This window comes from Paraglaciecola sp. IT1134 (assembly GCF_058068185.1).
Map to the genome: position 1 here is coordinate 2757313 of NZ_CM176486.1, position 22289 is coordinate 2779601.

Below are 22289 nucleotides of genomic sequence, written 5' to 3' on the forward strand. Positions count from 1 at the left end.
TGCACCCACCCACCAACGAAAGTCCCGGAAATAAAAGCCTAATAGCTATCAACAACGAATTTCAGCATTTGAATAATAGGTACAGCAATCATGATAACCTCTCATTATCAAGGCCAGCCAGTCCATAAAGCCTCGCGTTTGTCAGGAGATTGCGTCGGTTTTAATAAAACAACCAGCATGACTTGGCTTAGGCTGGTAGTCCGCCAAAATAGACATAAGTTGGCCGTTGGCTATCTTCGTCATACCCCAGCCTGTCAACATCCCACGCGAAAAGACTCACTGCCTATTCAACTGTTCATAACGGCTACAACTGGCCTTATCGTGAATTGCCTATATTTACGTTATTAAAGGTGTTCTTAATAACCATACTCGTTATACTGCCGAATCCTTTTATTGGTCTATAAGCAGAGCAATCAGTTATTGTCAAATTTTTAACGATGAATATTTCGTCCCAATTCCTCTAATTTAAAGCTCGTCCAAAGGTTACGTACACTATGATCCCAGACACAACTGGCGCTATTCAGCCACTTACATTCAAATCTCCCAAGGCGACCACTTTTGGCGCAGTTGGCATAATTTTATTTCTGGTGATCAGTGGTGTGACGGCTTATTCCAATACACGTACGCTTTATAGTGAAACGGCACAAATAGTCAACATTCATCAAGTGATCGAGACGATGGACGAAATTTTCACCTTAATCAAAGACGCCGAAACCGGTCAACGAGGTTTCCTTATCACTGACGAAGAAAGCTACCTTGAGTACTATGCTAAAGCCCGTGAACAAGTGGCAAACAAAACGGTATCGCTGGTTCAGCTCGTGGGACGTAGACCAGCGATTATAAATCTCACCAATTTGGTTAACCTCAAGTTTGAAGAGCTTGAGCAAACGATTGTATTGAGACGCACACAAGGATTGCAAGCGGCGAGCAACGCGATGGCCACTGATCAAGGTAAAATTATAATGGAAAAAATCAGAGCTCAAATAGGTATAGTGCGAGCCGAGCGGGTGGATGACTACAATAGTCGGCTAGATAAAATGCGTGATGCTTATCAAACGGCGATAGTGGTGGGCATTATTACTAGCGTTTTGAGTTTAATCCTGGTTGGATTAGTGGTTTACCTTTCCAGAGTAACCAACGTCACCAGACGCCGCGAAGTGCGTAAACAACACTTACAAGTGGGCCTAAGCAAGGCCATGGACGGCGAACAAGGGCAAAAACAACTTGGCAGTAATATTTTGACATTTCTGGCCAGCAATCTTAACGCTCAAGCTGGGGCGGTTTTCGTTGGAAATCACGGTCTTTTTCAACGATTGGCTACTTATGGTGTCCCAGCAAACGCTGAGCTCCCAGAACAAATCCGCTTAGGCGAAGGGCTAATTGGCCAAGCTGCTACTGACAACAAAATGCACGTTATTGGCCCAGTGCCAGACGGGTACCTGACCATGGGCTCTGCCTTTGGCAGTGCAAGCCCACGATACTTAGTCATTTTCCCTACCTTGGTTGACGGTGTGGTCAACGCCATAGTTGAGCTCGGTTTCCTACATCCCGTCAATGATTTTGATCTGCAACTACTTGAAAGTATTGCTTTATCTATCGGCGTCGCCGTTAAGTCTGCTGACTATCGTATTCAGCAACAAAATTTATTGGAAAAAACCCAAAATCAGGGCGAAGAACTGCAAGTGCAAAGTGAAGAATTGCGCGTTGCCAATGAAGAGCTGGAACAGCAAGGCAATTTACTGCGTGTGTCCCAAGGGCAATTAGAACAGCAGCAAGAAGCACTCATGCAATCCAATGAACAGTTGCAACAACAAACGGATGTTCTTGAAACGCAGCGGGATGATCTAGAAAGCACTAAAGCAGCCGTGCAACTTAAAGCAGAGGAATTGGAACGCTCCAGTCAGTTTAAGTCTAATTTTCTGGCGAATATGTCTCATGAATTGCGTACCCCCCTCAATTCATTGTTAATTCTATCCAAATTATTGGCCGACAACACAAAAGGCAATTTGACTGAGGAACAAGTAAAATTTTCCACCACCATTAACTCATCGGGGAATAATTTACTGGAGCTTATCAACGATATCCTTGATCTTTCCAAAATCGAAGCCGGTCAGATGCAGATTTTTACAGAGTCAGTCTCTTTGCAAGGTTTAATCAACGATCTGCACAATACGTTTGAGCCCTTAGCCGAACAAAAATCCGTTCAATTGGAAATGAGTATTGCACCGCAAAGCCCAAAATTTATTACCACCGATCGCCAGCGCCTAGAACAAGTGCTGCGAAATCTGTTGTCGAACGCGGTGAAATTCACGGAAAAGGGCGGGGTTAGTTTAACCATTACGGCAGCGCCGGAAGCAAAAGTTGCATTTACGATTGTCGACACCGGCATAGGTATAGCCATAGACGAACAACAGTCAGTCTTCGACGCTTTTCAGCAAGCTGACGGGAAAGCTAACCGCCAGTATGGTGGTACCGGACTTGGATTGTCCATTTCAAAAGAATTGACGGGATTGTTAGGCGGTAGTTTAACGGTCCACAGCGTCCTTGGCGAGGGCAGTACTTTTACCCTCATTGTGCCTGAAAAATGTGACCCAGGCGCAGTATCCAACGAGCAACAAATTGAGCATGCTGAGATAGGCCTATCCTCAGTAGTTGATGCAAGAACGAGTACTCACAATGCGCCCAGCGAAACTGAAATAGTTGAAGCGCCGAAAGCGCGTTATCACCTGGAGGATGATCGTGAGCGCCTTGCTCAGGACAAGAATTTAATCCTGGTGGTTGAAGATGATGAACATTTCGCCAAAATTCTTTACGATCTGGCACATGAGCTTAATTTCTATTGTTTAATTACTTCTACTGCTCAAGAAGCGTTATTCTTAGCCAAACAATATTTACCAGCAGCAGTGCTATTGGACATTGGCCTTCCTGATGGCTCAGGCCTGTCCGTACTTGACCAACTCAAGCACGACAAACTCACCCGACATATTGCGGTGCACATGATCTCAGCTCAGGACGATCCATTAACTGCACTAAATTTGGGTGCCACCAGTTATTTGACCAAACCTGTTAGTAGTCAACAACTGATCCAGGCGTTTAAAAGCATAGAAGTCAGACTTAGCCAAAAGATGAAGCGAGTGCTAGTGGTAGAAGACAACCTGATCCAGCGTGAAAGTATTGCCAAGCTGCTGGACGCAGATAACATTGAGATTATCGGTGTAGCCAGCGCTGCAGAATGTTTAGCATTACTTAAAGATTCCACCTTTGATTGTATGGTATTAGACCTGAAACTAGCGGATTCATCGGGCAATGAGTTGCTCGAAACCTTGAGTGAAAACGACAGCTATTCCTATCCCCCGGTGATAGTTTATACGGGTCAAGAGTTATCCCCGTCAGACGAACGCAGTTTAGCCAAGTATTCGAAATCAATTATCATCAAGGGTGCAAAATCGCCGGAAAGACTATTGGATGAAGTCACGCTCTTTTTACACCAAGTAGTGTCCGATTTACCGGTAGAACAACAAATGATGCTCGAGACATCTGGAATTCGAAATGACCACCTGAAAAATCGCCATATATTGATCGTTGAAGACGATGTAAGAAACGTTTATTCCCTGGTCAGTATTCTCGAACCCCAGGGAGTAGTCCTAACCATCGCGCGTAATGGTTTCGAAGCGTTAGAGGCTTTGGAAAACATAGAAAGCAAAGGGGAAATTGAGCTGGTGTTGATGGATGTCATGATGCCGGGAATGGACGGTATTACCGCTGTAGGCAAAATTAGAGAAAATTCACTGTGGCAAACCTTACCCATTATTATGCTCACGGCTAAAGCAATGCCCAATGATCGTGACAAGTGTTTGCAGGCAGGTGCCAGCGATTATTTGCCAAAGCCTATCAATATCGACAAATTACTTTCTTTGCTGCGGGTGTGGATGCCCAAATAATGTCTACCCGCCCTACCCCAGTCACTGAGCCGCGCCAAAATCTTGAGGATTTTGAATTAGAGTTGCTACTCGAAGCGATCTTTTATCAATATCACTTTGATTTTCGTGGCTATTCAAAAGCCTCAATCAAACGCAGAATGACCAAAGCCAGAGAACATTTTGTCTGTGAGACGTTTTCATTGTTACAAAATCGCATCTTGCACGAGAGCGACATAATGCCAAAATTATTGGCTTTTCTAACCGTGCCTGTAAGTGATTTATTTCGCGATCCACTTTATTTTAAAGACCTTCGCGAAAAGGTACTCCCCCATCTGAAGACCTACCCATCGATCAATGTGTGGATCGCCGGATGCTCTACCGGTGAGGAGCTCTACTCATTAGTGATTTTATTTCGCGAAGAAGGGTTGGAAGAACGCACCACTTTTTACGCCACAGATATTAATAACGAATCATTGAAGAAAGCTAAAATGGCCGTTTATGATCTCGATAGGATGAAAGTCTTTAGTAAAAATTATTTGATGGCCGGAGGCAAAGCGTCGTTATCTGATTATTATACCACCGCCTACGGTGCAGCCAAATTAGATAGCAGCCTAAGTAAACGGATCGTTTTTTCTGAACATAATTTGGTCAGTGATGCTGATTTTGCAGAAATGCAATTGGTGTCTTGTCGCAATGTGCTTATTTATTTTGAAAAAGATTTACAAGCCAGAGTGATCAAACTGTTTAACCATTCCCTTTGCCGTAAGGGCTTTTTATGGCTTGGCTCTAAAGAAAGTTTACAGTTCTCCCCTCATGCCCATGCGTTTACTGCGTTTTTGCCTAAATCTAAAATCTATCAAAAAGAAACGAGTTTAGAATATGTCACATAACATTGAAGCAATAGTCGTAGGCGCGTCGGCAGGTGCTTTTGATGCGTTAAAGACTATATTGACGCGATTACCGGCAAATTATCCGTTACCGATCATAATAGTGGTGCATTTAGTCAGAGATCAGCCCAGTATGTTAGTCGAACTTTTGCAACAAGGTTGTCGGTTAACGGTAAAAGAGGCGCAAGACAAAGAAGCGTTAACACCTGGGGTGGTTTACCTAGGCCCCCCAGATTACCACCTGTTAATTGAAACCAATAAAATTTTGTCTTTTTCCAGCGATGAACCGGTACAGTATTCTCGCCCCTCTATTGATGTCTTGTTTGAAACGGCCGCCGATGCCTACCGAGAAAGGCTACTGGGTATTGTGCTCACCGGTGCCAATACTGATGGCGCTAAGGGTCTTAAACGTGTAGAACAAGTTGGAGGTATCGCAATAGTGCAAAACCCGGAAGAGGCTGAAATAGACACCATGCCATTGTCGGCGATTAATGCCTGTCAAAACCCGCGCATTTTAAACTTAAATGCGATTAGTGACTTTCTAACTGGGGAACTAATAGCATGACTACCTTACCTATTTACTTTTTGTTAGTTGATGATTTGGAAGAAAATCTGTTAGCGCTTGAGGCGCTTTTAATCCGTGATGGGCTGACGTTACTCAAAGCCAATTCTGGTGAAGAAGCCCTCGAACTACTATTGGAATACGAGGTAGCGCTGGCGTTGTTGGATGTGCAAATGCCGAATATGAATGGATTTGAACTTGCCGAATTAATGCGCGGACGAGAAAAGACCCGGCATACCCCTATTATTTTTCTTACCGCGGGTCACGACGATCAGAACCGACGTTTTCAAGGATATCAAGCCGGCGCGGTAGATTTTCTGCAAAAACCTATCAATCCGGATATTTTACAAAGTAAGGCGGCTATTTTTTTTGACATTTATGCCCAAAAATTGCAACTGCAATTACAGCATGACGAATTACAAACGTTAGCACATGAAAATAAGTCACTGTTAGATATTAGCCAAAAATATGCTCACGCGTTAAAAGAAAATGATCAACGAAAAGACGAGTTTTTGGCCACCCTGGCCCACGAATTACGCAATCCTTTGGCCCCGATCCACAATGGTCTACAGCTTATTCGTTTGAGCGAAGATCCGAGCAGCATCCTACAAATCTGCGACATGATGGATCTTCAAGTCAATAATATGGTCAGGTTAATCGACGATTTGTTAGATATCTCCCGGGTAAGTTTGGGCAAGATAAATCTCTGTAAAGATAATTTTCCTGTTGAAAACTTTATCAATAATGCACTAACGGTAAGCCTTCTTAATATTGAGAATAAAAAACAACACCTTAGCCTCGATATTGCAGACGGGTCGGATTACGTATATGGCGATCTGACCCGGCTCTCACAAGTCCTAATTAATTTATTAAATAATGCATCAAAATATACGCCAGAGGGTGGTCAAATTAGACTGCTCGCCTTTCGTGATAATTCAAGTTTCGTAATCGAAGTAAGCGATAATGGGATAGGTATTAGCGTTAATATGTTGACTAAAGTGTTCGACATTTTTACGCAAGTAGATTTCACCTCTCGCTATTCACAAGGAGGATTAGGCATTGGATTATCGTTGGTAAAACAGATTGTTAAGATGCATCAAGGGTCCATCGAAGCAAAGAGTGACGGGCTAGGTAAAGGCAGCACATTCAGGTTATGTTTACCCATAGTTTCAGATATCACTTCGAACATTAATCATACGTTCAGTAAAACTGCCACAGTCGCTGAGCAAGGCACTGCTAAGCCAGTCGCTTTACGTATATTAATTGTCGACGATAATCAAGAAGCGGCAAATTCGTTAGCTGAAATTATGACCTTGTTAGGACATGCCGCAAAAGTAGTATTTAATGGACGCAACGCCATAAAAATTGCCGCCGACTTTGCGCCGGCGGCAATATTGTTAGATATCGGCTTACCGGATATTGACGGCTACCAGGTTTGCCGTGAACTGCGTAAAAATAACCGTTTAGTCAATACACTCATTGTTGCTCAAACAGGGTATGGTCAGCAACAAGATCGTGAAGATGCCACTGCAGCTGGCTTCGATCATCATTTAGTCAAACCCGTAAGTTTAAAGGATATTAATGCCTTATTGGCAACTATAGAATAATGACTCTTGACACCAAACCTTGTCTTTTTAGCATGTATGCTGAGGTTAAGCGACGGCCCGAGATACTTTATGATGTTCACCCCTGAGATCAGACTAGAAATTAACCGTCTTGTTGATTATGCATCCCCCCGCCATTAGATCATTTGTCACCGTGCTTAAACACTTTTTCTAAACTATGCAGCAAATCCATAGGCAGCGGAAAAATAATCGTATTGCTTTTGTCGCCGGCTATTTCTGTCAATGTCTGAAGATATCTAAGCTGCAAGGCTTGAGGTTGTTTTGCCAGTGTAATGGCCGCACTGAGTAGCATTTCAGACGCTTCATTTTCGCCCAAGGCATGAATAACTTTGGCCCGGCGCGAACGCTCTGCTTCTGCCTGTTGGGCAATGGCTCTGATCATGCTTTCGTCCAAATCTACATGCTTTATTTCTACATTTGAAACCTTGATACCCCAGGCGTCGGTTTGTTTATCGAGTATGGCTTGGATATCGGCATTAAGTTTCTCACGCTCTGCCAACATGTCATCCAGTTCATGTTGGCCCAACACTGAGCGTAAAGTGGTTTGTGACAGCTGACTGGTTGCTGCTAAGAAATCCTCTACCTGGATGATGGCTTTTTCCGGGTCGATAACCCTGAAATAGAGGACGGCGTTAACTTTGACTGATACGTTATCTCTGGAAATAACGTCCTGGGTAGGCACATCCATCACCACAGTGCGCAGGTCAACCCGCACCATTTGTTGGATAAAAGGGATCACAATAATGAGACCGGGGCCTTTGACCTGTTGAAAACGACCGAGGAAGAAAATCACTCCTCGTTCGTATTCTCGTAGAACCCGAAAAATAGATAAGACAAACAACGCCAGTAAGAAGATTAAGGGTACCCACACATATTGTAAAAAAATTGTGTTATTCATTTTCGACCTCCGATTGTTTACGCACGTTTAAGATCAGTCCTTTGATAGACTTGATTATTACCCTGTCGCCTGGCTTCAATGGAGAGTTGGCCTGGGCCTGCCATAGCTCACCTTGCAGGCGAACCATGGCGTGGGTGTCATAGAGCGTTTCCACTTTTGCAGAAGCTCCGATCAAACTAGCCACGCCACTGCGTAACTTTTGCCGGCGATTTTTAAGCAACATACTAATGGTCAAAAAAGTAAAGCTGGCGCTGGCTATAGCGACGGCAGCAATTACTGGCCAGGCTATTTGCAGAGCAGGTTCTGGCGTATCGATCAAAATGACCGAACCTATAACCAGTACGACGGCACCGATAATCCCAAAAAAACCAAAACTAGGCAGCAACGCTTCTGCGACCATCAAGCCAACCCCCAGTAAAATACAAACAACCCCCACGTAATTGACCGGTAGTACCTGAAATGCATATAACGCCAAAAGTATACAAACGGCGCCTGTGATCCCCAGCACCCCTCCCCCTGGATTTGAAAACTCAAAAATTAGGCCATACACACCGATCATCATGAGCACATAAGCGATACTTGGATCGCTTATAACGGCCAAGAATTGTTGCCGCCAGGTTGCATCTTTTGTGACTATCTGGGCATCTAAGGTGTTCAGCGTCAGCTTTTTGTCTGGCATAGTGACCGTCATACCATCAAGCTGTTGCAGAAGATCGGCTATATCTAGTGCAACTATATTAATCACGTGTTGCTCCAATGCTTCTGCAGCCGACAGACTGGCCCCAAACCGAACAGCCTGTGCCGCCCATTGACGATTGCGTCCTCTTAGGTCGGCCAGGCCCTCGATATAGGCGGTTGCGTCATTTATGATTTTTTGCTGCATAGTGCTAACTGGCGGTGCAGCGTCACTACCTTCGTGATCAGATTGTGCCGGCGCTTGGGGGCCACCAAGTTGTACTGGCGTGGCGGCCCCCAGGTTAGTTGCCGGGGCCATGGCAGCGATGTGGCTAGCATATAATAGATAGGTGCCGGCACTGGCTGCCCGTGCCCCTTGTGGCGATACATAACCGACGACAGGTATAGTAGAAGATAAAATACGCTGGATCATTTGCCGCATAGCATTGTCCAGCCCACCTGGTGTATCCATCCGTAGAATAATGACCTGCGGCCGTTCTTTAGGGTCAGTATCAGTGGCAGAATCTATAGCTGACACCAGGTATTCCATGCTAGCCACGCCTATAGCCCCGCGAATTTCTAACAACCACACCTTGTTGGCCGCTGCGGTTACCAGAGGCGAAAAAAGCAGGATCAGCAATACCCATAAACGTATGTTCAACACAGTAACGACTCGGACCGGAATGACAGTTTAAGTATAGCCGTTACTGTACGAAAACGGTTTAATCGCCGGGCATTTTCAGCTAATACCCTCTAGTTCGTCACTATGCCGGGCTCAGACAAGCCAGACTTAGCGACAAAAAAAATAATGCCCCCAGGTCGCAACGGCTCTTGTAAGTCAATAACTTTGGATGCATATGGCAGCTAGGGTCCTGCCAAGTCCACCAGTGCGTTTTTGCCAAGGAATTTACTATATTTATCAAACTACTTCTTGTTTTAGCTCAATTGCTGTGTCTGAATAACAAGTTAGGATCTGGGCTGGTATTAAGCCATTCATCAGCAAAAATTAAGGTTGATTAAGTGAAAATAAAAAATATTCTGGTCGTTTCAGACCAAAAAGACGCGTCACAAAAAGCTCTTGCTCATGCGAAAACTATGGCAGAACGTTATGATGCCAATTTGCATGTCGTGGGATTTAGTTATGAACGCTTAGCCATTTTGTCCGAAAATTTGAACGAACAACAGCTTGGCCAAGCCAAACAGCAGATTATAGATAATCATCAAGTTTGGTTACAAGACGCCATCAGTAATCAAGGCTTACCCAGCGATACGAGCTGCGAAATCGTCTGGAGCAAAGACATGGCGAGCTGGGTCAAGCAGCATTGTGAAAATCATAGTTATGATCTGATCGTTAAAACGGGCCATCGTAGCGAAAAAGCATTTTACGTACCTACTGATTGGAACCTGTTACGCAACGGCGGGACGCCAGTTATGCTGGTCGCAGAAAAAAAGTGGCGTAAAAAACAGTGCATTATGGTGACTTTGGATATGGCTTCGAAAAAAAAATCCAAACAAGCCTTGAATCAAAAGCTGATTGAAGCAGGCAAAATGTTGGCTGCAGCAAACGACATGCCACTGCATTTGTGTTTTAGTTTGGCAATTTCTCCTGTGCTAAAAGATTTGGGAATAATTGATAAAAACAAAACTGTCAAACAAGCCAAGGCTAAATATATTCCATTAATGCAGGCAATGTTAGGCGACTACGATATTCCGTTGGATCATATACATATCAAAGCCGGCGACACTGACAAAGTGGTCCCCAGTGTCGCATCTGACATAGGCGCAGCGTTGGTGGTGATGGGTAGTGTTGGGCGCAAAGGATTGAAAGCGAAATTATTAGGCAATACCGCAGAGAGTGTGCTTGCTTTACTTAAAACCGACGTATTGATCGTTCAGCCCTAACGGAGTTACCCTAACGAGCGCCATTTTCGCCCCGAAATCAGGCTTATATTCGGCTAACAGGCAATACCTGTCACTGGCCAAGGGACAAAACTAAACGTGTTCCTTGGCTCCTTTATCGTTGCTATCCGACGAATCGGTTGCGACCGGTTTTTTTGGCTTTATATAGATTTTTGTCTGCAACTAAAACCAAATCGTCAGTAGACTGTTCATTACCGTCAATGACAGCCAAACCAACACTGATTGTTAAAATATTGAAGGGTGACAATTTGTGTGGGATCCCTAAGTCAGACACACTGTTGACCAACTTTTGAGCCATATACTGTGCTCCTTTCACATCTGTGCAAGGTAATACACACGCAAACTCCTCGCCACCATATCGAGCCACTATATCTGTAGGGCGGCTCAATACACTGCCTAAACATTGTGCAACTGCACTTAACTGATCGTCTCCGGCCAAATGACCATATTGATCATTAAACTGTTTGAAGAAATCAATATCGATCATCAACAATGCCAAAGTCTGTTCTGAGCGTTTGGCCTGGCCCATTTGCTTACGTAAAAAATCGTTAAAATATCTACGGTTATACACCCCGGTCAAACCATCCAAGTAAACCATTTTCTTCAGTAAATCGGTCTGAAATTTAAGGGTAATATGTGCCTTAACTCTATTACGTAAGGTGGCAGGGTTGACGGGTTTAATCAAATAATCAATGCCTCCCGCTTCCCAACAGGCATTTTCCTCATTTTGTTTTTGCAAAGCAGTGACAAACATCACCGGAATAGGTTCCAGTCCAGGGGTTTGTTTCATGATTTTACAGGTTGTCAATCCGTCCATATTAGGCATTACCACATCCATTAAAACCATGTCTGGTGGGGTCTTCGTGCAAAAATTCAGAGCTTCGTCCCCGGAGGTAGCAAAAAATAGCTGATAATCTTCTATCAAGATCTGGTTGATTATCTGAATATTAATCGGCTGATCGTCCACAACCAAAATACGCGGTTTGTCTGACAGGGTTACGCCTTCAACCGGATTTAGCGTCGTCTTCAAATTTTTCTCCCGGGTTTTTAAGTGATGCATATTTTACTACATCACACTAATTCAGAAGCAAACCACTTAACACGATGATTTTACTCCGCCTGACTAATAAAAAGAGCTCAATGTTTATCAACTTGACACTTGAGGCTCTGTATGGAGTAATAATATTCGTCTAACTGGTCATTGTCATTGACTAATACAGGTCAAGCCAAATTTTAATTGCACGTCGGATGGTTGCTAAAGTTTAATCCCACAACTGGATTGAAGTAAAAATGATTACTCCAGTTTCAGCATTCAGCCTACACTATAATAATGAAATATAGGGTAAAAAATTTGGGTTATAGTTCCGGTTAAGATGAAAATAGCACTTTTCAATCCCAAGGCATATGACCGCAATGCCTTTAACGTGCAGGATCAATTACAGCATCACGCCATTTATTACTTTTTGCCACGTTTAAATCTTGTGTGTATGCATTAATCACTAAAGACGTCATGCAACAAATTGCCGAAGTTACCCTGAACAATATTTCCCATTATAAGCACTATGGAGTAGTCGAATATGGCGTTAACCAATAAACCTTTACGAGTTGGATTATTAACTGGCGGAGGTGACTGCCCTGGATTGAATGCCGCTATACGAGCCGTAGCCAAAACCCTGATGTTAACCTGCAATGCTGACATTGTCGGAATTGAGGATGGTTTTCTGGGATTAATTGAAAAGCGGGTTCGAGCACTAAGTTACCAAGATTGCAGCGGCATTTTAGCTACGGGTGGAACCATAATAGGCACACACAATCGGGCCAATCCATTTGCCTATCAAGGTCAGGATCAGTCAGCCGCAGTGAAAGCCTATTATAATAAATTGGGATTAGATGCGTTAGTCATAATAGGCGGAGACGGTACGCTGAGTATCGGCTATGAGCTGACAAAGTTAGGCATGAATATAGTCGGTATACCAAAAACCATAGATAACGACCTTATGTGCACAGATCGCACCTTTGGCTTCGATACAGCCGTTAGTATAGTCACTGATGCACTGGATAGATTACGTACTACAGGTCAATCCCATAAACGTATTATGATTTTGGAGACCATGGGCCGCTACGCGGGCTGGATAGCCTTGCATGCAGGGGTAGCCGGTGGTGCGGATACCATTTTGATCCCCGAACATCCTTATGACATTGACGAAGTCGCCAAATCATGTAACGCCAGAATGGGCTCTCAACATTATTCAATAGTGGTGGTTGCCGAAGGAGCAAAACCCGCTGGTGGTGAAGTAATTGTCAGAGAAAATATAGCTAACAGCCCAGATCCATTGCGTCTTGGTGGTATAGGTAACGTATTAAAAACACAACTGGAAGAAAGGTTGGACGCAGAAATACGTTCGACGGCTTTGGGTCATATTCAGCGAGGTGGTTCGCCTACATCTTATGATCGTATTTTTGCAACCAATCTTGGTCGATATGCGGCTAACCTTATTGCAGCCAAAGAATACGGACGAGCAGTCGTGATGCGAGACAACAAATTATCCAGTGTAAAACTTCAACAAGTCGCGAATAAAACCAGATTAGTTCCCCAGGACGATCGAACATTTTTAAGTGCCCTTTCGCTGGGAATTAGTTTTGGGGATCCGGGTATGGCCTCACAAAAAAAATAGTCCTAAGAATTGTTTTTGCTAATGCGCCAAGCCAAAACGGCTAACTTCGCCAAACGCAGTTTCTGGCCAATATGAGTCACGAATTCCCCCCCTATTAGCGGTATGTTTGGCATGATGGAGTATTGTTGGCCTTGGCAGTACGTTCACTGTCTCACGGCCTTTAGCAAAAGGCGTCCTGCTTAGTACCGAGTCAGATTTCACAATCGATAGAACGGTCAAGTTTGCGGTTATCGACGATTTGGGAAGCAGCCGCATGCATATTGCCAGTATTTTGCACAATGAAAATTTTGTCGCTGAGACATTTGATTCCGGTAGCGCATTTTTATCTAAAAAAGATAAAATCATCAAATACGCTGGTCTTATCATCGATATACAAGTTGCGCTGTTTCAGGCGATTTCGATATGATTTTAATGGATATCAAGCTACCAGATATGAGTGGCATACAAGCCACTCATTTAATCAGCAACCAATCTGTCGCTATTCCGGTCGTTGCTTTAACCGCCAACGCTTATGAAGAGGACAAATTGCGTACACGGGAAGCCGGGATGTCTTATCACCTGGTTAAACCTGTGCTCTATTATGAATTAAATAATGTGGTAAAACTGATTTTGAGGACAGTTGATTTCATAGCCAATTCGTTAATTTCAGGCCTAAGCCTATACGTTGGACGTGCTGATCGTAGTAGATCAAGCTCTCACCGTAGCCGTTAAAATATTCCACATAGCCGTGCAGATGTTTAGTGATGGGAAAAGTCCAGCCCAATTGCACAGCCCCGCGATTATCACTACGCAGATTGTTCCTCAACTGTAATTCGAGGGTTTGCTGGTCTGAAATACTCCACACCGCACCTAATGCTCCGTAACCCATGTATTTTTCTATATCAGGGTTATCATCACCATCCGGTGCCTCCGGGGTTATTTTATTGTCTTCTGGTATACGCCACCATGTTTGCAGGCCCCAGGTAACGTTATTGGTATGCGCAAAAACAATACCCGCAATGATACGGTTCCAGCTTCTGGATAGCAGCCCCGTTTGACCATTTGATTGATGGTTCAAGGACAGGGAAGTTTGTTCAACCGGCAAACCTAACAATGACCAGGATTTATTAAGGTTGAGTATCAATTCAGGCTCATAATTAGTTTCTCTAAACGGTGCGGATATCTCCCCGTTGTAAGACTGCCAGTAACTATTTAGAGTGAAAGCTACCTGTAAGTCCAGCCCTTCAAATAACACGTCTTCTAGGGCCAGATATTTTAAAGATATTTGAAATTTGGCTTCAGTATCCTGATATTTTTCAGCCTTGGGATCGCCGACATAAGGATCTTTACTGATATCCGCCAGCGTGATGGGCAGCACATAGTTTGGCTTATGTGGTAATAAGGCAAACGGATTAAGGGCGGCTCTACGTTCTAGGGCAGCGCGCTTTTGCAGACGGTTATTCAGTGGATCACTGCACTGCAATCTAAGTTCGCCGACTGTGGTCTTTGCAGAGGCCATAGACAGCTGCTTGATCAGACAGTTGTCCATATTATCCGATGTTTCGGCAGCAGCTTCCTGTGCCTCAAGTATTCCAACCCTGAATAACAGGGGCAGTAAACAAAGTAATGGCGTGCGCATCTAATGTATCCGGTTTGTATTTTGCGATTAAGACTCGATTAGGCGTGTTAGGACTACGCTAATGTATCTTTGAAAATCAAAACATTGATTGTAGCGTTTTTAAAAGAGATAAAAAAGGCACCCTTTGGGGTGCCTTTGCCGTATAACTAAGCGTTGCTTGTTAGCTTTTAACTTTGGTTCTTATTGTTGCTGTTGCATGCGCTTCGATGCGGCGGTTGATCTTATTGGCTTGGGCCGTATTGCTGGTGTCCAGTAACTTGGTTTCACCATACCCTTCAGTTTGCAAACGCTCTGAGGCAATGCCGTATTTTTCTACCAGTAAGTTCTTGACCGCTTGAGCTCGGTCAATTGACAAGGCCATATTATAAATGGCTTCACCGGGAGCTGAGGCATACCCCTCAATCACGGCATCAGTGTCAGGGTGACTTTGCATAAAATCAGCAAATTCTTGCACACTGGCTCTATCAAAATTAGTCACTTCAGCAGAGTTATTAGTGAACAATATCTCCAATGTTTTTGATACTTGGTTTTGCGTGTAAATGCTGCAACCTACGGCATCCACTTTATCCCCTGCGGGCGTGTTGGCACATTCATCATTGGCGTCTAATACACCATCATTGTCAGTGTCTACATCTGTTGGCAACACACAACCGTTAGCATCAACTTGGGAGCCGTATGGTGTGTTAGGGCATAGATCACGTGTATCTATCACCCCGTCATTGTCCGCATCGCTTGGGGCGCGTGACGCTACAGTTTTACTGAAGCTATACGCCAAACCCAATTTCACGCTATATTCCGGGTTACCTTGACCAAAATCGTAATAACCCGCCGCTTCGGTAACAACCTTCAAGCGATCATTTAACTGCCAATGGGCACCCAAACCAAGATTAGCCGTTCTGTAACTTTCTTCCAGGCGTTGATTTTTCAAACCAGCAAACATATACATATTGCTTTGTTTGATATAATACAGACCATCAATACCAATTTTATCTCCGGTGATGTTGCCACTGCCAATTTCCGCATCCAAATCCAGGTGTGAAAACTCGAAGCGCACACCCCAATCAGGATTAAGACGCACCCCTATTTCTGCCCCATAACCCAATCCATTTCCATAGGCGGTGCCAGGTTCAAATTTTTCTGGATATGCTGAATAATACTCACCAAAAAGTGCTCCCCAAACTTCCTTTTCGACGATTTCTTGAGCGCCAGTAAATGTACTGCAAACTGCTAGTGAAATACCAATGGCCAATGTATGTTTTTTCATTATATTTTCCTTTATAAACAATTTCGAATGTCTGTATCGAATAGTGACTACTGGTATTTACACCATAGTTATTGACTAATCTTCTGTATAGACGAAGGCTAAACAGAAAAAGTCACACAACTAATTAATATTTATCAGATTGCTTGTTTTCTTTAGTTTTAGGCAGTAATTTGGTAAATGGAATAAGGGCACCCATTACGATCCCCAAACACAGAGTGAACAATAATAAAATGGCCCGGGGCATGGAAAAATCCCAAAATAAAAAGCTCACAATATCAGTTTGAATATTTTGTAAAATAAATAGTGCGAATAGCACTACTACCGAACCGTATAGATATAATTTAGGTTTGCTCATTTTAACCTCCTGGTATTAAATATCATGTTTGTTGTTGTTCCAATTGATTCGTTTCAGACCAAAAACTGCCATACTTATTCACTGTTTAAGCGGCTAGCGTCTAATTTAACAATTGTTCAGCCTTCAATTTATCCAAGGCGCGATAATAGCGCATTTTAGTAGCACTTAAAGTCAAACTCAGTTGTTGGCCTATTTCTTCGAACGAGCATTCTAGCACCGCTCTCATCACGACTATTTCTCGGTCAATTGTTTCTAAACTGGCCAGTAATCGCTCAGTCTCAGTCAAATCCAACGGCTCGTCGGCTTCTTCTTCCTGACGCAATAAATGGCTGATTTCATCGACCCGCTGTTTATCTCTTAACACATCCAAGGCCGAATTACGGGCGATCGTAACTAACCAGGGAAAAAATTTTTCGGGGTCTTTTAATTGTTCCAACTTATGCCAGGCCAGCATAAAGGTGTCTTGCAGGACGTCATCGCTTATCCCGTGGTTGTATCCCACCTTAGCACCTACATAGGCTGATACCTTCCTTTGGTACCTGGCATACAGATAGGCAAAGGCCAAAGTCGCGTCTCCTCTGCGTTGCAACGTTCTGCGTACCAGTTGCGTATCTGTTAAGTGTTGCAAGTTATTGAAATCATGTGCAAATGCGAAATCCAACTGAATTCAGTGCTGTCAACGTCAAAAAAATTAGTGAATGGTTAAGCCATCCAGGAAAACTTTATTATCAATCACCTTTAAGGATTCATCTTGTTGACGAACGATGGTTACCACAGCATTTATTTCCACCACTTTGCCCGCGACACCGTCTTTCAAGGTAACGCTGTCCCCTACCTTCACTGTATCGGCTATATACAAAGAGTAAATGATATTTTGCGATGCTTCACGACTGCCTAAACCCAAAGAGATGGCGGCTCCTATACCCAGCGCCGCCAATGCAATAGCAATAATGATATCCAATAGGCGAGTATCAATTTCCAACTGATTAATAGCGAGGGACAAAGTCAAAATTGCCACCAGGCCATAAGTAGCATTGGATAGCGGGCGGGCAAAATCAAAATGAGCTGCTTTTGCGTTTTCGTAGATCATCGCTTTTATCAGATTAGCGGCGGCTAAACCAAACAGTAAAATTAAGGTAGCGGCGATTAATTTAGGGATAAATAATAAAAACTGATCAACGGTTTCACCTAACTGGGCCAAACCTAGTGAATCTGCCGCCATGACCACAAATACCAGCAGCGTGATCCAAAACACCATCAAGCCAAGGGCGCTGGACACTGAGACTTTTTTACCCAAACGCGCTAGCTGCCCGTCAATGCCGGTAGCTGAAGCAAGCCTATCCATACCAGCCTTTTTTAAAACGGCCACTAAGGCATAACGAACTAAGCGGGCGATAAAATAGCCAACAACTAAGATAATGATGGCAGCAAACAAGCCTGGTAAAAACCCTGCAACTTCCATAAACAAGGCTTCCAATGAGCTCGATATCGCCTGAAACCAAACATTTATATTCTCTTTCATCAGCGCTTAACCTTTTTGGACTGGGAAGATTTATGCTGCAACAACAAAGGGGCAAATAGCGAAAGTACGACACGCATAGCCCCATGGACGCCTAGACGGACAAATTCTTTGCATTGAACATGTTTGGTAATCTGCGCCGCCATAACTTCAGCCGAGGGGAATTCATGTTTAGTAAATGCATCTTCTGCCAGTTTTTTTTCGAGTTCACTATAATCAGACGTCATTCCACTTGCTCCTGTTATCTGAATGGGGTCATAAACATCAACCTTTGGTTACCTGTAAAGGTTGAGAATCTAACAATGGACGTGGTGTAGCCAACAAAAGTCACAAAATTGCGGAAATTTTGTCACGCCGCATAAGTAAACGAAGACTCATTAGCCAGGATATAAGGTTAGGCCTTCACCTGAAAACATTTCATTGGAAGCTGATTTTTAGGCCTTGTAAACCCGTGACTAAAAAGCTGTTTGAGAGCAAAGGCGCAATCGCCAACCATTATCATTTTCATTCTATATCTATATGAAATAAAAAGCTTTTTTTTGCTTTATAGTAGTTAACAAATTATACTTGCAGCCTTTGATGATTTTAGCGCGCCAATAATTAATTGGGGCTTAAATACAGGTAACATACATGAAAGGTAGTAAAACCATTAATTCGATATTAAACGAGGTGCTGACCGGTGAGTTAACCTCCATAAACCAATATTTTTTACATGCCCGCATGTATAAAAATTGGGGGTTGACGGCTTTGGACAAACGTTGTTATAAAAAATCCATAAAAGACATGAAACAAGCCGATGTTTTAATTGAACGGATTTTGTTTCTCCAAGGCTTACCCAATCTACAAATGCTTGGGAAATTGTTGATTGGTGAAGAAACCCAGGAGATGATGGACTGTGATGCAACCTTCCAATCCCAGCAAATATCAGTATTGAAACATGCCATCAGTCAATGTGAAATTAAACAAGACTATGTGTCGCGGGATTTACTCGAAGATATTTTGAAATATGAGGAAGATCATCTTGACTGGCTGGAAACTCAGCAATACCAGATTACCAATATGGGTTTGCAAAATTACTTGCAGGCCCAAATAATTGACGGAGAAGATTGATGCAAGGCAAAGCCCCTATTATCGACGCGTTAAATGGCTTACTCGCTTATGAGTTAGCTGCGATGGATCAATATTTTATTCACTCACAAATGTATCAGGATTGGGGCCTACACAAACTGTTTGAGCGTATCGCCCATGAGTTTGACGACGAAAAAAGTCATGCAACCAAATTGATAGAGCGAATATTATTTTTGGAAGGCACACCAAACATGAAAGACCGAGACGGTCTGGAGATAGGTACAGATGTACCCTCTATGTTGGAAAGTGATTTACGGGTTGAGTATGAAGTATGCAATAAACTCAAAGATGTCATTGCCCAGTGCGAGAAAGAGCAGGATTACGTGACGCGAGAAATGTTAATGGTATTGCTCGATGACACGGAAATGGATCATGCCTACTGGCTGGAAAAACAGCTCGGCTTAATCAAGCGTGTCGGTTTAGCTAACTATTTGCAGTCACAAATGTAAAATCACAATTGAGCCGTTGCTAACGGTGGCGGCTTAAGCTCCTGTATCGGTGGAAAAATTGTAAAATAACCTGTGTTGTGTCCCTGATATCGGATTGAGATAAACCAGTACCAGTTGCCATTGCATCTTGCTTTCACTGCAAGCACCCAAGAAAAATGTCAGTTCACTAAACGATTTATCCCCATCGCTAACAATGTTTTTTGGTAATAAGGCAGTACGCCCCATATACATATTCACACCCTGGATCCAGCTTTTTTCCAGACGATAGTGAGCGGGGAAAACCAGTTTAATGCCTAACTCTTCTTCTACTTCTGCTGGCCGCAACATTTGCACCGCAAATTCTTGCTGTTCAATAACCAATACACATTGTTCGGTGGCGACGAGCTGACACTGGACCCCCGAATTCACATCATGTTTAACGCGGTTGTAAAAATAACCAAACAATAACAAGACTGCAATAACAGATAAGGGCAAAAAGCGAACAATTAATAAACGATTCAAAGTGTTGCCATTAATTAAATTGATTTGGATCAAGTTTGCCGCATAGAAACCCAAGTGACAATACTGTTTGCCGCTATCTTTTTGATACTGAAATGACTATCATAGAGCCGGTTTTTTTATTGGTATTTTCAGCTTATTTTTCAATCGGTAAGATCTTTTAAATAGCAAAATACATACATATCTAGGTTGACACCAGATACACATACCATCCTTATTGAAGTGGAAGATTCATTAAATGAGTGAAGCGATTCAAGTACACCCTGAATATAACTATAAGGTTATACGTCAGTTTGCAGTTATGACAGTGATCTGGGGCATAATAGGCATGTCTATTGGCGTGTTTATTGCCGCTCAGCTTTATTGGCCAGCCTTAAATTTCGACACTCCCTGGTTAACATTCTCGCGACTAAGGCCATTGCATACCAATGCGGTGATCTTTGCCTTTGGTGGTTGTGCATTAATGGCCACTTCTTTATATGTTGTGCAGCGCACCTCTCAAGTCAGATTATTTAGTGATAAATTGGCGGCGTTCACCTTCTGGGGGTGGCAGGCTGTGATAGTTTCGGCAGTGATCACCTTACCGATGGGGATAACGTCAACTAAGGAATACGCTGAGTTAGAGTGGCCAATCGACATCTTAATTACCCTGGTTTGGGTCGCCTACCTTATTAACTTTTTCGGTACTATGGTTATTCGCAAGGTATCTCATATCTATGTTGCCAATTGGTTCTTCGGGGCCTTTATAATCACCGTAGCGGTCTTGCACATAGGTAATAGTATGGTGGTGCCTATTTCCCTGACCAAATCTTATTCCATCTATGCCGGAGCCGTGGATGCCATGATGCAGTGGTGGTACGGACACAATGCCGTTGGATTTTTCTTGACCGCGGGTTTCCTGGGCATGATGTATTACTTTGTACCCAAACAAGCGGGCCGGCCGGTTTATTCCTATCGTTTATCTGTTGTGCACTTCTGGGCCCTGATTTCATTATATATCTGGGCTGGTCCACACCACCTTCACTACACTGCCCTGCCCGATTGGACTCAATCCGTAGGAATGGTGATGTCCATAATACTGTTTGTTCCTTCTTGGGGCGGCATGATAAACGGCATCATGACCTTATCTGGTGCTTGGCATAAACTGCGCACCGACCCCATTCTACGTTTCTTGGTTGTGTCTTTATCCTTTTACGGTATGTCGACTTTTGAAGGACCTATGATGGCCATCAAAACCGTTAACGCACTGTCCCATTATACAGATTGGACGATAGGCCATGTGCATTCAGGCGCCTTAGGTTGGGTTGCCATGGTCTCAATCGGTTCTATTTATCACTTGGTCCCCGTTTTATTCGACAGACCTAAAATGCACAGTATCTACCTGATAAACGTACATTTCTGGTTAGCGACTATAGGGGTAGTACTGTATATCGTTGCTATGTGGATGTCTGGCGTGTTGCAAGGTCTGATGTGGAGAGCAATCAACGCAGATGGAACCCTAACCTACAGTTTTGTTGAATCACTTGAAGCATCAAAACCCTTCTATTTTGTGCGTTTTATAGGTGGTATTTTTGTGGTCATCGGGATGTTCATCATGGCGTACAACTGCTATATGACTATTCGTTCCAAACCTGAAGAAACGGTTTCTGACTCAGACACCCAAGTGCAACCGGCATAGGAGCGAAGTATATGAAAAATGCACATGAGTTAGTTGAAAAAAATGTTGGTTTGCTAACTATCTTGATCCTGGTGTCCATCAGTTTTGGCGCTATGGTTGAGATCACCCCGCTGATGTATCAGCAACAGACTATGAAACCGGTAGACGGATTAAAGCCTTACACTGCCTTGCAAATGGAAGGTCGGGATATTTATATTCGTGAAGGTTGTGTAGGTTGTCATAGTCAGATGATCCGCCCCTTTCGTTCAGAAACTGAGCGCTACGGTCATTATTCCGTGGCTGGCGAATCGGTCTGGGAACATCCCTTTTTATGGGGTTCAAAACGCACTGGGCCCGATTTGGCCCGGGTTGGCGGTCGTTATAGTGACGAATGGCATAAAGTTCATTTGAATAACCCCAGAGATGTGGTGCCCGAGTCCAACATGCCCGGTTTCCCCTGGTTATTTGAAGATAAATTAACCGGCGAATTAACAGCCAAAAAACTGCAAGTATTTAGAGATTTTGGTGTCCCTTATACAGATGAAGATATAGCCGGCGCCAAAGCAGCCGTGCAAGGCAAAGCCGAAATAGAAGCCTTGGTCGCCTATCTGCAATCTCTTGGCACGGCGTTGAAATAAT

22 protein-coding genes are annotated in these 22289 nt (G+C 43.5%); 12 read left to right on the forward strand and 10 right to left on the reverse strand.

All coding sequences use genetic code 11. From position 1 onward, the window contains the following. The first annotated feature begins 494 nt into the window (after nucleotides 1-494). From AC3RV5_RS11940 to AC3RV5_RS11955, 4 genes are read left to right on the forward strand one after another with little or no spacing between them, the layout of a single operon-like run. Nucleotides 495-3941 carry a response regulator gene (locus AC3RV5_RS11940; RefSeq protein WP_489727874.1) on the forward strand — a complete coding sequence of 1149 codons (3447 nt, stop codon included), beginning with the start codon at nucleotides 495-497 and terminating at the stop codon, nucleotides 3939-3941. Next, nucleotides 3941-4810: a CheR family methyltransferase gene (locus AC3RV5_RS11945; protein WP_489727875.1), complete on the forward strand. Its 870-nt coding sequence runs from the start codon at nucleotides 3941-3943 to the stop codon at nucleotides 4808-4810. The genes AC3RV5_RS11940 and AC3RV5_RS11945 overlap by 1 nt, the downstream gene beginning before the upstream one ends. After that, on the forward strand, nucleotides 4800-5372 hold the full coding sequence (locus AC3RV5_RS11950) for a chemotaxis protein CheB (RefSeq protein WP_489727876.1): 573 nt from the start codon (nucleotides 4800-4802) through the stop codon (nucleotides 5370-5372). The genes AC3RV5_RS11945 and AC3RV5_RS11950 overlap by 11 nt, the downstream gene beginning before the upstream one ends. Further along, nucleotides 5369-6976, forward strand: a complete 1608-nt coding sequence (locus AC3RV5_RS11955) for a response regulator (RefSeq protein ID WP_489727877.1) — start codon at nucleotides 5369-5371, stop codon at nucleotides 6974-6976. The genes AC3RV5_RS11950 and AC3RV5_RS11955 overlap by 4 nt, the downstream gene beginning before the upstream one ends. 139 nt (nucleotides 6977-7115) lie before the next feature. On the opposite strand, the gene AC3RV5_RS11960 is transcribed toward AC3RV5_RS11955, so the two are convergent. Then, entirely contained in the window at nucleotides 7116-7892 is a 777-nt protein-coding gene (locus tag AC3RV5_RS11960; protein ID WP_489727878.1) for a slipin family protein, read from the reverse strand. After that, nucleotides 7885-9231 (reverse strand): NfeD family protein, encoded by a 1347-nt coding sequence (locus AC3RV5_RS11965; RefSeq protein ID WP_489727879.1) that lies wholly within the window; start codon nucleotides 9229-9231, stop codon nucleotides 7885-7887. The genes AC3RV5_RS11960 and AC3RV5_RS11965 overlap by 8 nt, the downstream gene beginning before the upstream one ends. Nucleotides 9232-9587: 356 nt before the next feature. On the opposite strand from AC3RV5_RS11965, the gene AC3RV5_RS11970 reads away from it, so the two are divergent. After that, on the forward strand, nucleotides 9588-10469 hold the full coding sequence (locus tag AC3RV5_RS11970) for a universal stress protein (protein WP_489727880.1): 882 nt from the start codon (nucleotides 9588-9590) through the stop codon (nucleotides 10467-10469). A 121-nt stretch (nucleotides 10470-10590) separates the two neighbouring features. Here AC3RV5_RS11970 and AC3RV5_RS11975 read toward each other — a convergent pair whose 3' ends face one another. Continuing rightward, nucleotides 10591-11517, reverse strand: a complete 927-nt coding sequence (locus tag AC3RV5_RS11975) for a GGDEF domain-containing response regulator (RefSeq protein ID WP_489727881.1) — start codon at nucleotides 11515-11517, stop codon at nucleotides 10591-10593. A 547-nt stretch (nucleotides 11518-12064) separates the two neighbouring features. Between AC3RV5_RS11975 and AC3RV5_RS11980 the strand changes: the two genes are divergently transcribed. The 3 genes from AC3RV5_RS11980 to AC3RV5_RS11990 all read left to right on the forward strand — a co-directional run bounded on the left by AC3RV5_RS11980 (nucleotide 12065) and on the right by AC3RV5_RS11990 (nucleotide 13873). Further along, nucleotides 12065-13162: a 6-phosphofructokinase gene (locus tag AC3RV5_RS11980; protein WP_489727882.1), complete on the forward strand. Its 1098-nt coding sequence runs from the start codon at nucleotides 12065-12067 to the stop codon at nucleotides 13160-13162. 253 nt (nucleotides 13163-13415) lie between these two features. Then, nucleotides 13416-13568 carry a hypothetical protein gene (locus AC3RV5_RS11985; protein ID WP_489727883.1) on the forward strand — a complete coding sequence of 51 codons (153 nt, stop codon included), beginning with the start codon at nucleotides 13416-13418 and terminating at the stop codon, nucleotides 13566-13568. A gap of 26 nt (nucleotides 13569-13594) precedes the next feature. After that, nucleotides 13595-13873, forward strand: coding sequence for a response regulator (locus AC3RV5_RS11990; protein ID WP_489732147.1), 279 nt, complete (start codon nucleotides 13595-13597; stop codon nucleotides 13871-13873). Here the strand turns inward: AC3RV5_RS11990 and AC3RV5_RS11995 are convergent. The 6 genes from AC3RV5_RS11995 to AC3RV5_RS12020 all read right to left on the reverse strand — a co-directional run bounded on the left by AC3RV5_RS11995 (nucleotide 13788) and on the right by AC3RV5_RS12020 (nucleotide 18145). Next, entirely contained in the window at nucleotides 13788-14780 is a 993-nt protein-coding gene (locus tag AC3RV5_RS11995; RefSeq protein ID WP_489727884.1) for a phospholipase A, read from the reverse strand. The two genes, AC3RV5_RS11990 and AC3RV5_RS11995, sit on opposite strands and share 86 nt — an antisense overlap. A gap of 160 nt (nucleotides 14781-14940) precedes the next feature. Next, complete coding sequence (locus AC3RV5_RS12000) at nucleotides 14941-16044, reverse strand: OmpA family protein (RefSeq protein ID WP_489727885.1); 1104 nt, start codon at nucleotides 16042-16044, stop codon at nucleotides 14941-14943. A 124-nt stretch (nucleotides 16045-16168) separates the two neighbouring features. Further along, on the reverse strand, nucleotides 16169-16399 hold the full coding sequence (locus tag AC3RV5_RS12005; protein WP_489727886.1) for a lipopolysaccharide assembly protein LapA domain-containing protein: 231 nt from the start codon (nucleotides 16397-16399) through the stop codon (nucleotides 16169-16171). A gap of 100 nt (nucleotides 16400-16499) precedes the next feature. Continuing rightward, nucleotides 16500-17027, reverse strand: a complete 528-nt coding sequence (locus AC3RV5_RS12010; RefSeq protein WP_489727887.1) for an RNA polymerase sigma factor — start codon at nucleotides 17025-17027, stop codon at nucleotides 16500-16502. A 63-nt stretch (nucleotides 17028-17090) separates the two neighbouring features. Continuing rightward, nucleotides 17091-17921 carry a mechanosensitive ion channel family protein gene (locus AC3RV5_RS12015; RefSeq protein WP_489727888.1) on the reverse strand — a complete coding sequence of 277 codons (831 nt, stop codon included), beginning with the start codon at nucleotides 17919-17921 and terminating at the stop codon, nucleotides 17091-17093. Next, complete coding sequence (locus tag AC3RV5_RS12020; protein ID WP_489727889.1) at nucleotides 17921-18145, reverse strand: hypothetical protein; 225 nt, start codon at nucleotides 18143-18145, stop codon at nucleotides 17921-17923. The genes AC3RV5_RS12015 and AC3RV5_RS12020 overlap by 1 nt, the downstream gene beginning before the upstream one ends. Nucleotides 18146-18548: 403 nt before the next feature. On the opposite strand from AC3RV5_RS12020, the gene bfr (AC3RV5_RS12025) reads away from it, so the two are divergent. Both bfr (AC3RV5_RS12025) and bfr (AC3RV5_RS12030) read left to right on the forward strand, forming a co-directional pair. Then, nucleotides 18549-19028 carry a bacterioferritin gene (bfr, locus tag AC3RV5_RS12025; RefSeq protein WP_489727890.1) on the forward strand — a complete coding sequence of 160 codons (480 nt, stop codon included), beginning with the start codon at nucleotides 18549-18551 and terminating at the stop codon, nucleotides 19026-19028. Next, nucleotides 19028-19495: a bacterioferritin gene (gene bfr / locus AC3RV5_RS12030; RefSeq protein WP_489727891.1), complete on the forward strand. Its 468-nt coding sequence runs from the start codon at nucleotides 19028-19030 to the stop codon at nucleotides 19493-19495. Before bfr (AC3RV5_RS12025) ends, bfr (AC3RV5_RS12030) begins: the two co-directional genes overlap by 1 nt. Nucleotides 19496-19528: 33 nt before the next feature. Here the strand turns inward: bfr (AC3RV5_RS12030) and AC3RV5_RS12035 are convergent, their stop codons facing one another. Further along, nucleotides 19529-19996 carry a hypothetical protein gene (locus AC3RV5_RS12035; protein WP_489727892.1) on the reverse strand — a complete coding sequence of 156 codons (468 nt, stop codon included), beginning with the start codon at nucleotides 19994-19996 and terminating at the stop codon, nucleotides 19529-19531. A 235-nt stretch (nucleotides 19997-20231) separates the two neighbouring features. On the opposite strand from AC3RV5_RS12035, the gene ccoN reads away from it, so the two are divergent. Continuing rightward, entirely contained in the window at nucleotides 20232-21671 is a 1440-nt protein-coding gene (gene ccoN / locus AC3RV5_RS12040) for a cytochrome-c oxidase, cbb3-type subunit I (RefSeq protein ID WP_489727893.1), read from the forward strand. Between the two features lie 11 nt (nucleotides 21672-21682). Continuing rightward, nucleotides 21683-22288 (forward strand): cytochrome-c oxidase, cbb3-type subunit II, encoded by a 606-nt coding sequence (gene ccoO, locus AC3RV5_RS12045; protein WP_489727894.1) that lies wholly within the window; start codon nucleotides 21683-21685, stop codon nucleotides 22286-22288. Nucleotide 22289: the final 1 nt, after the last annotated feature.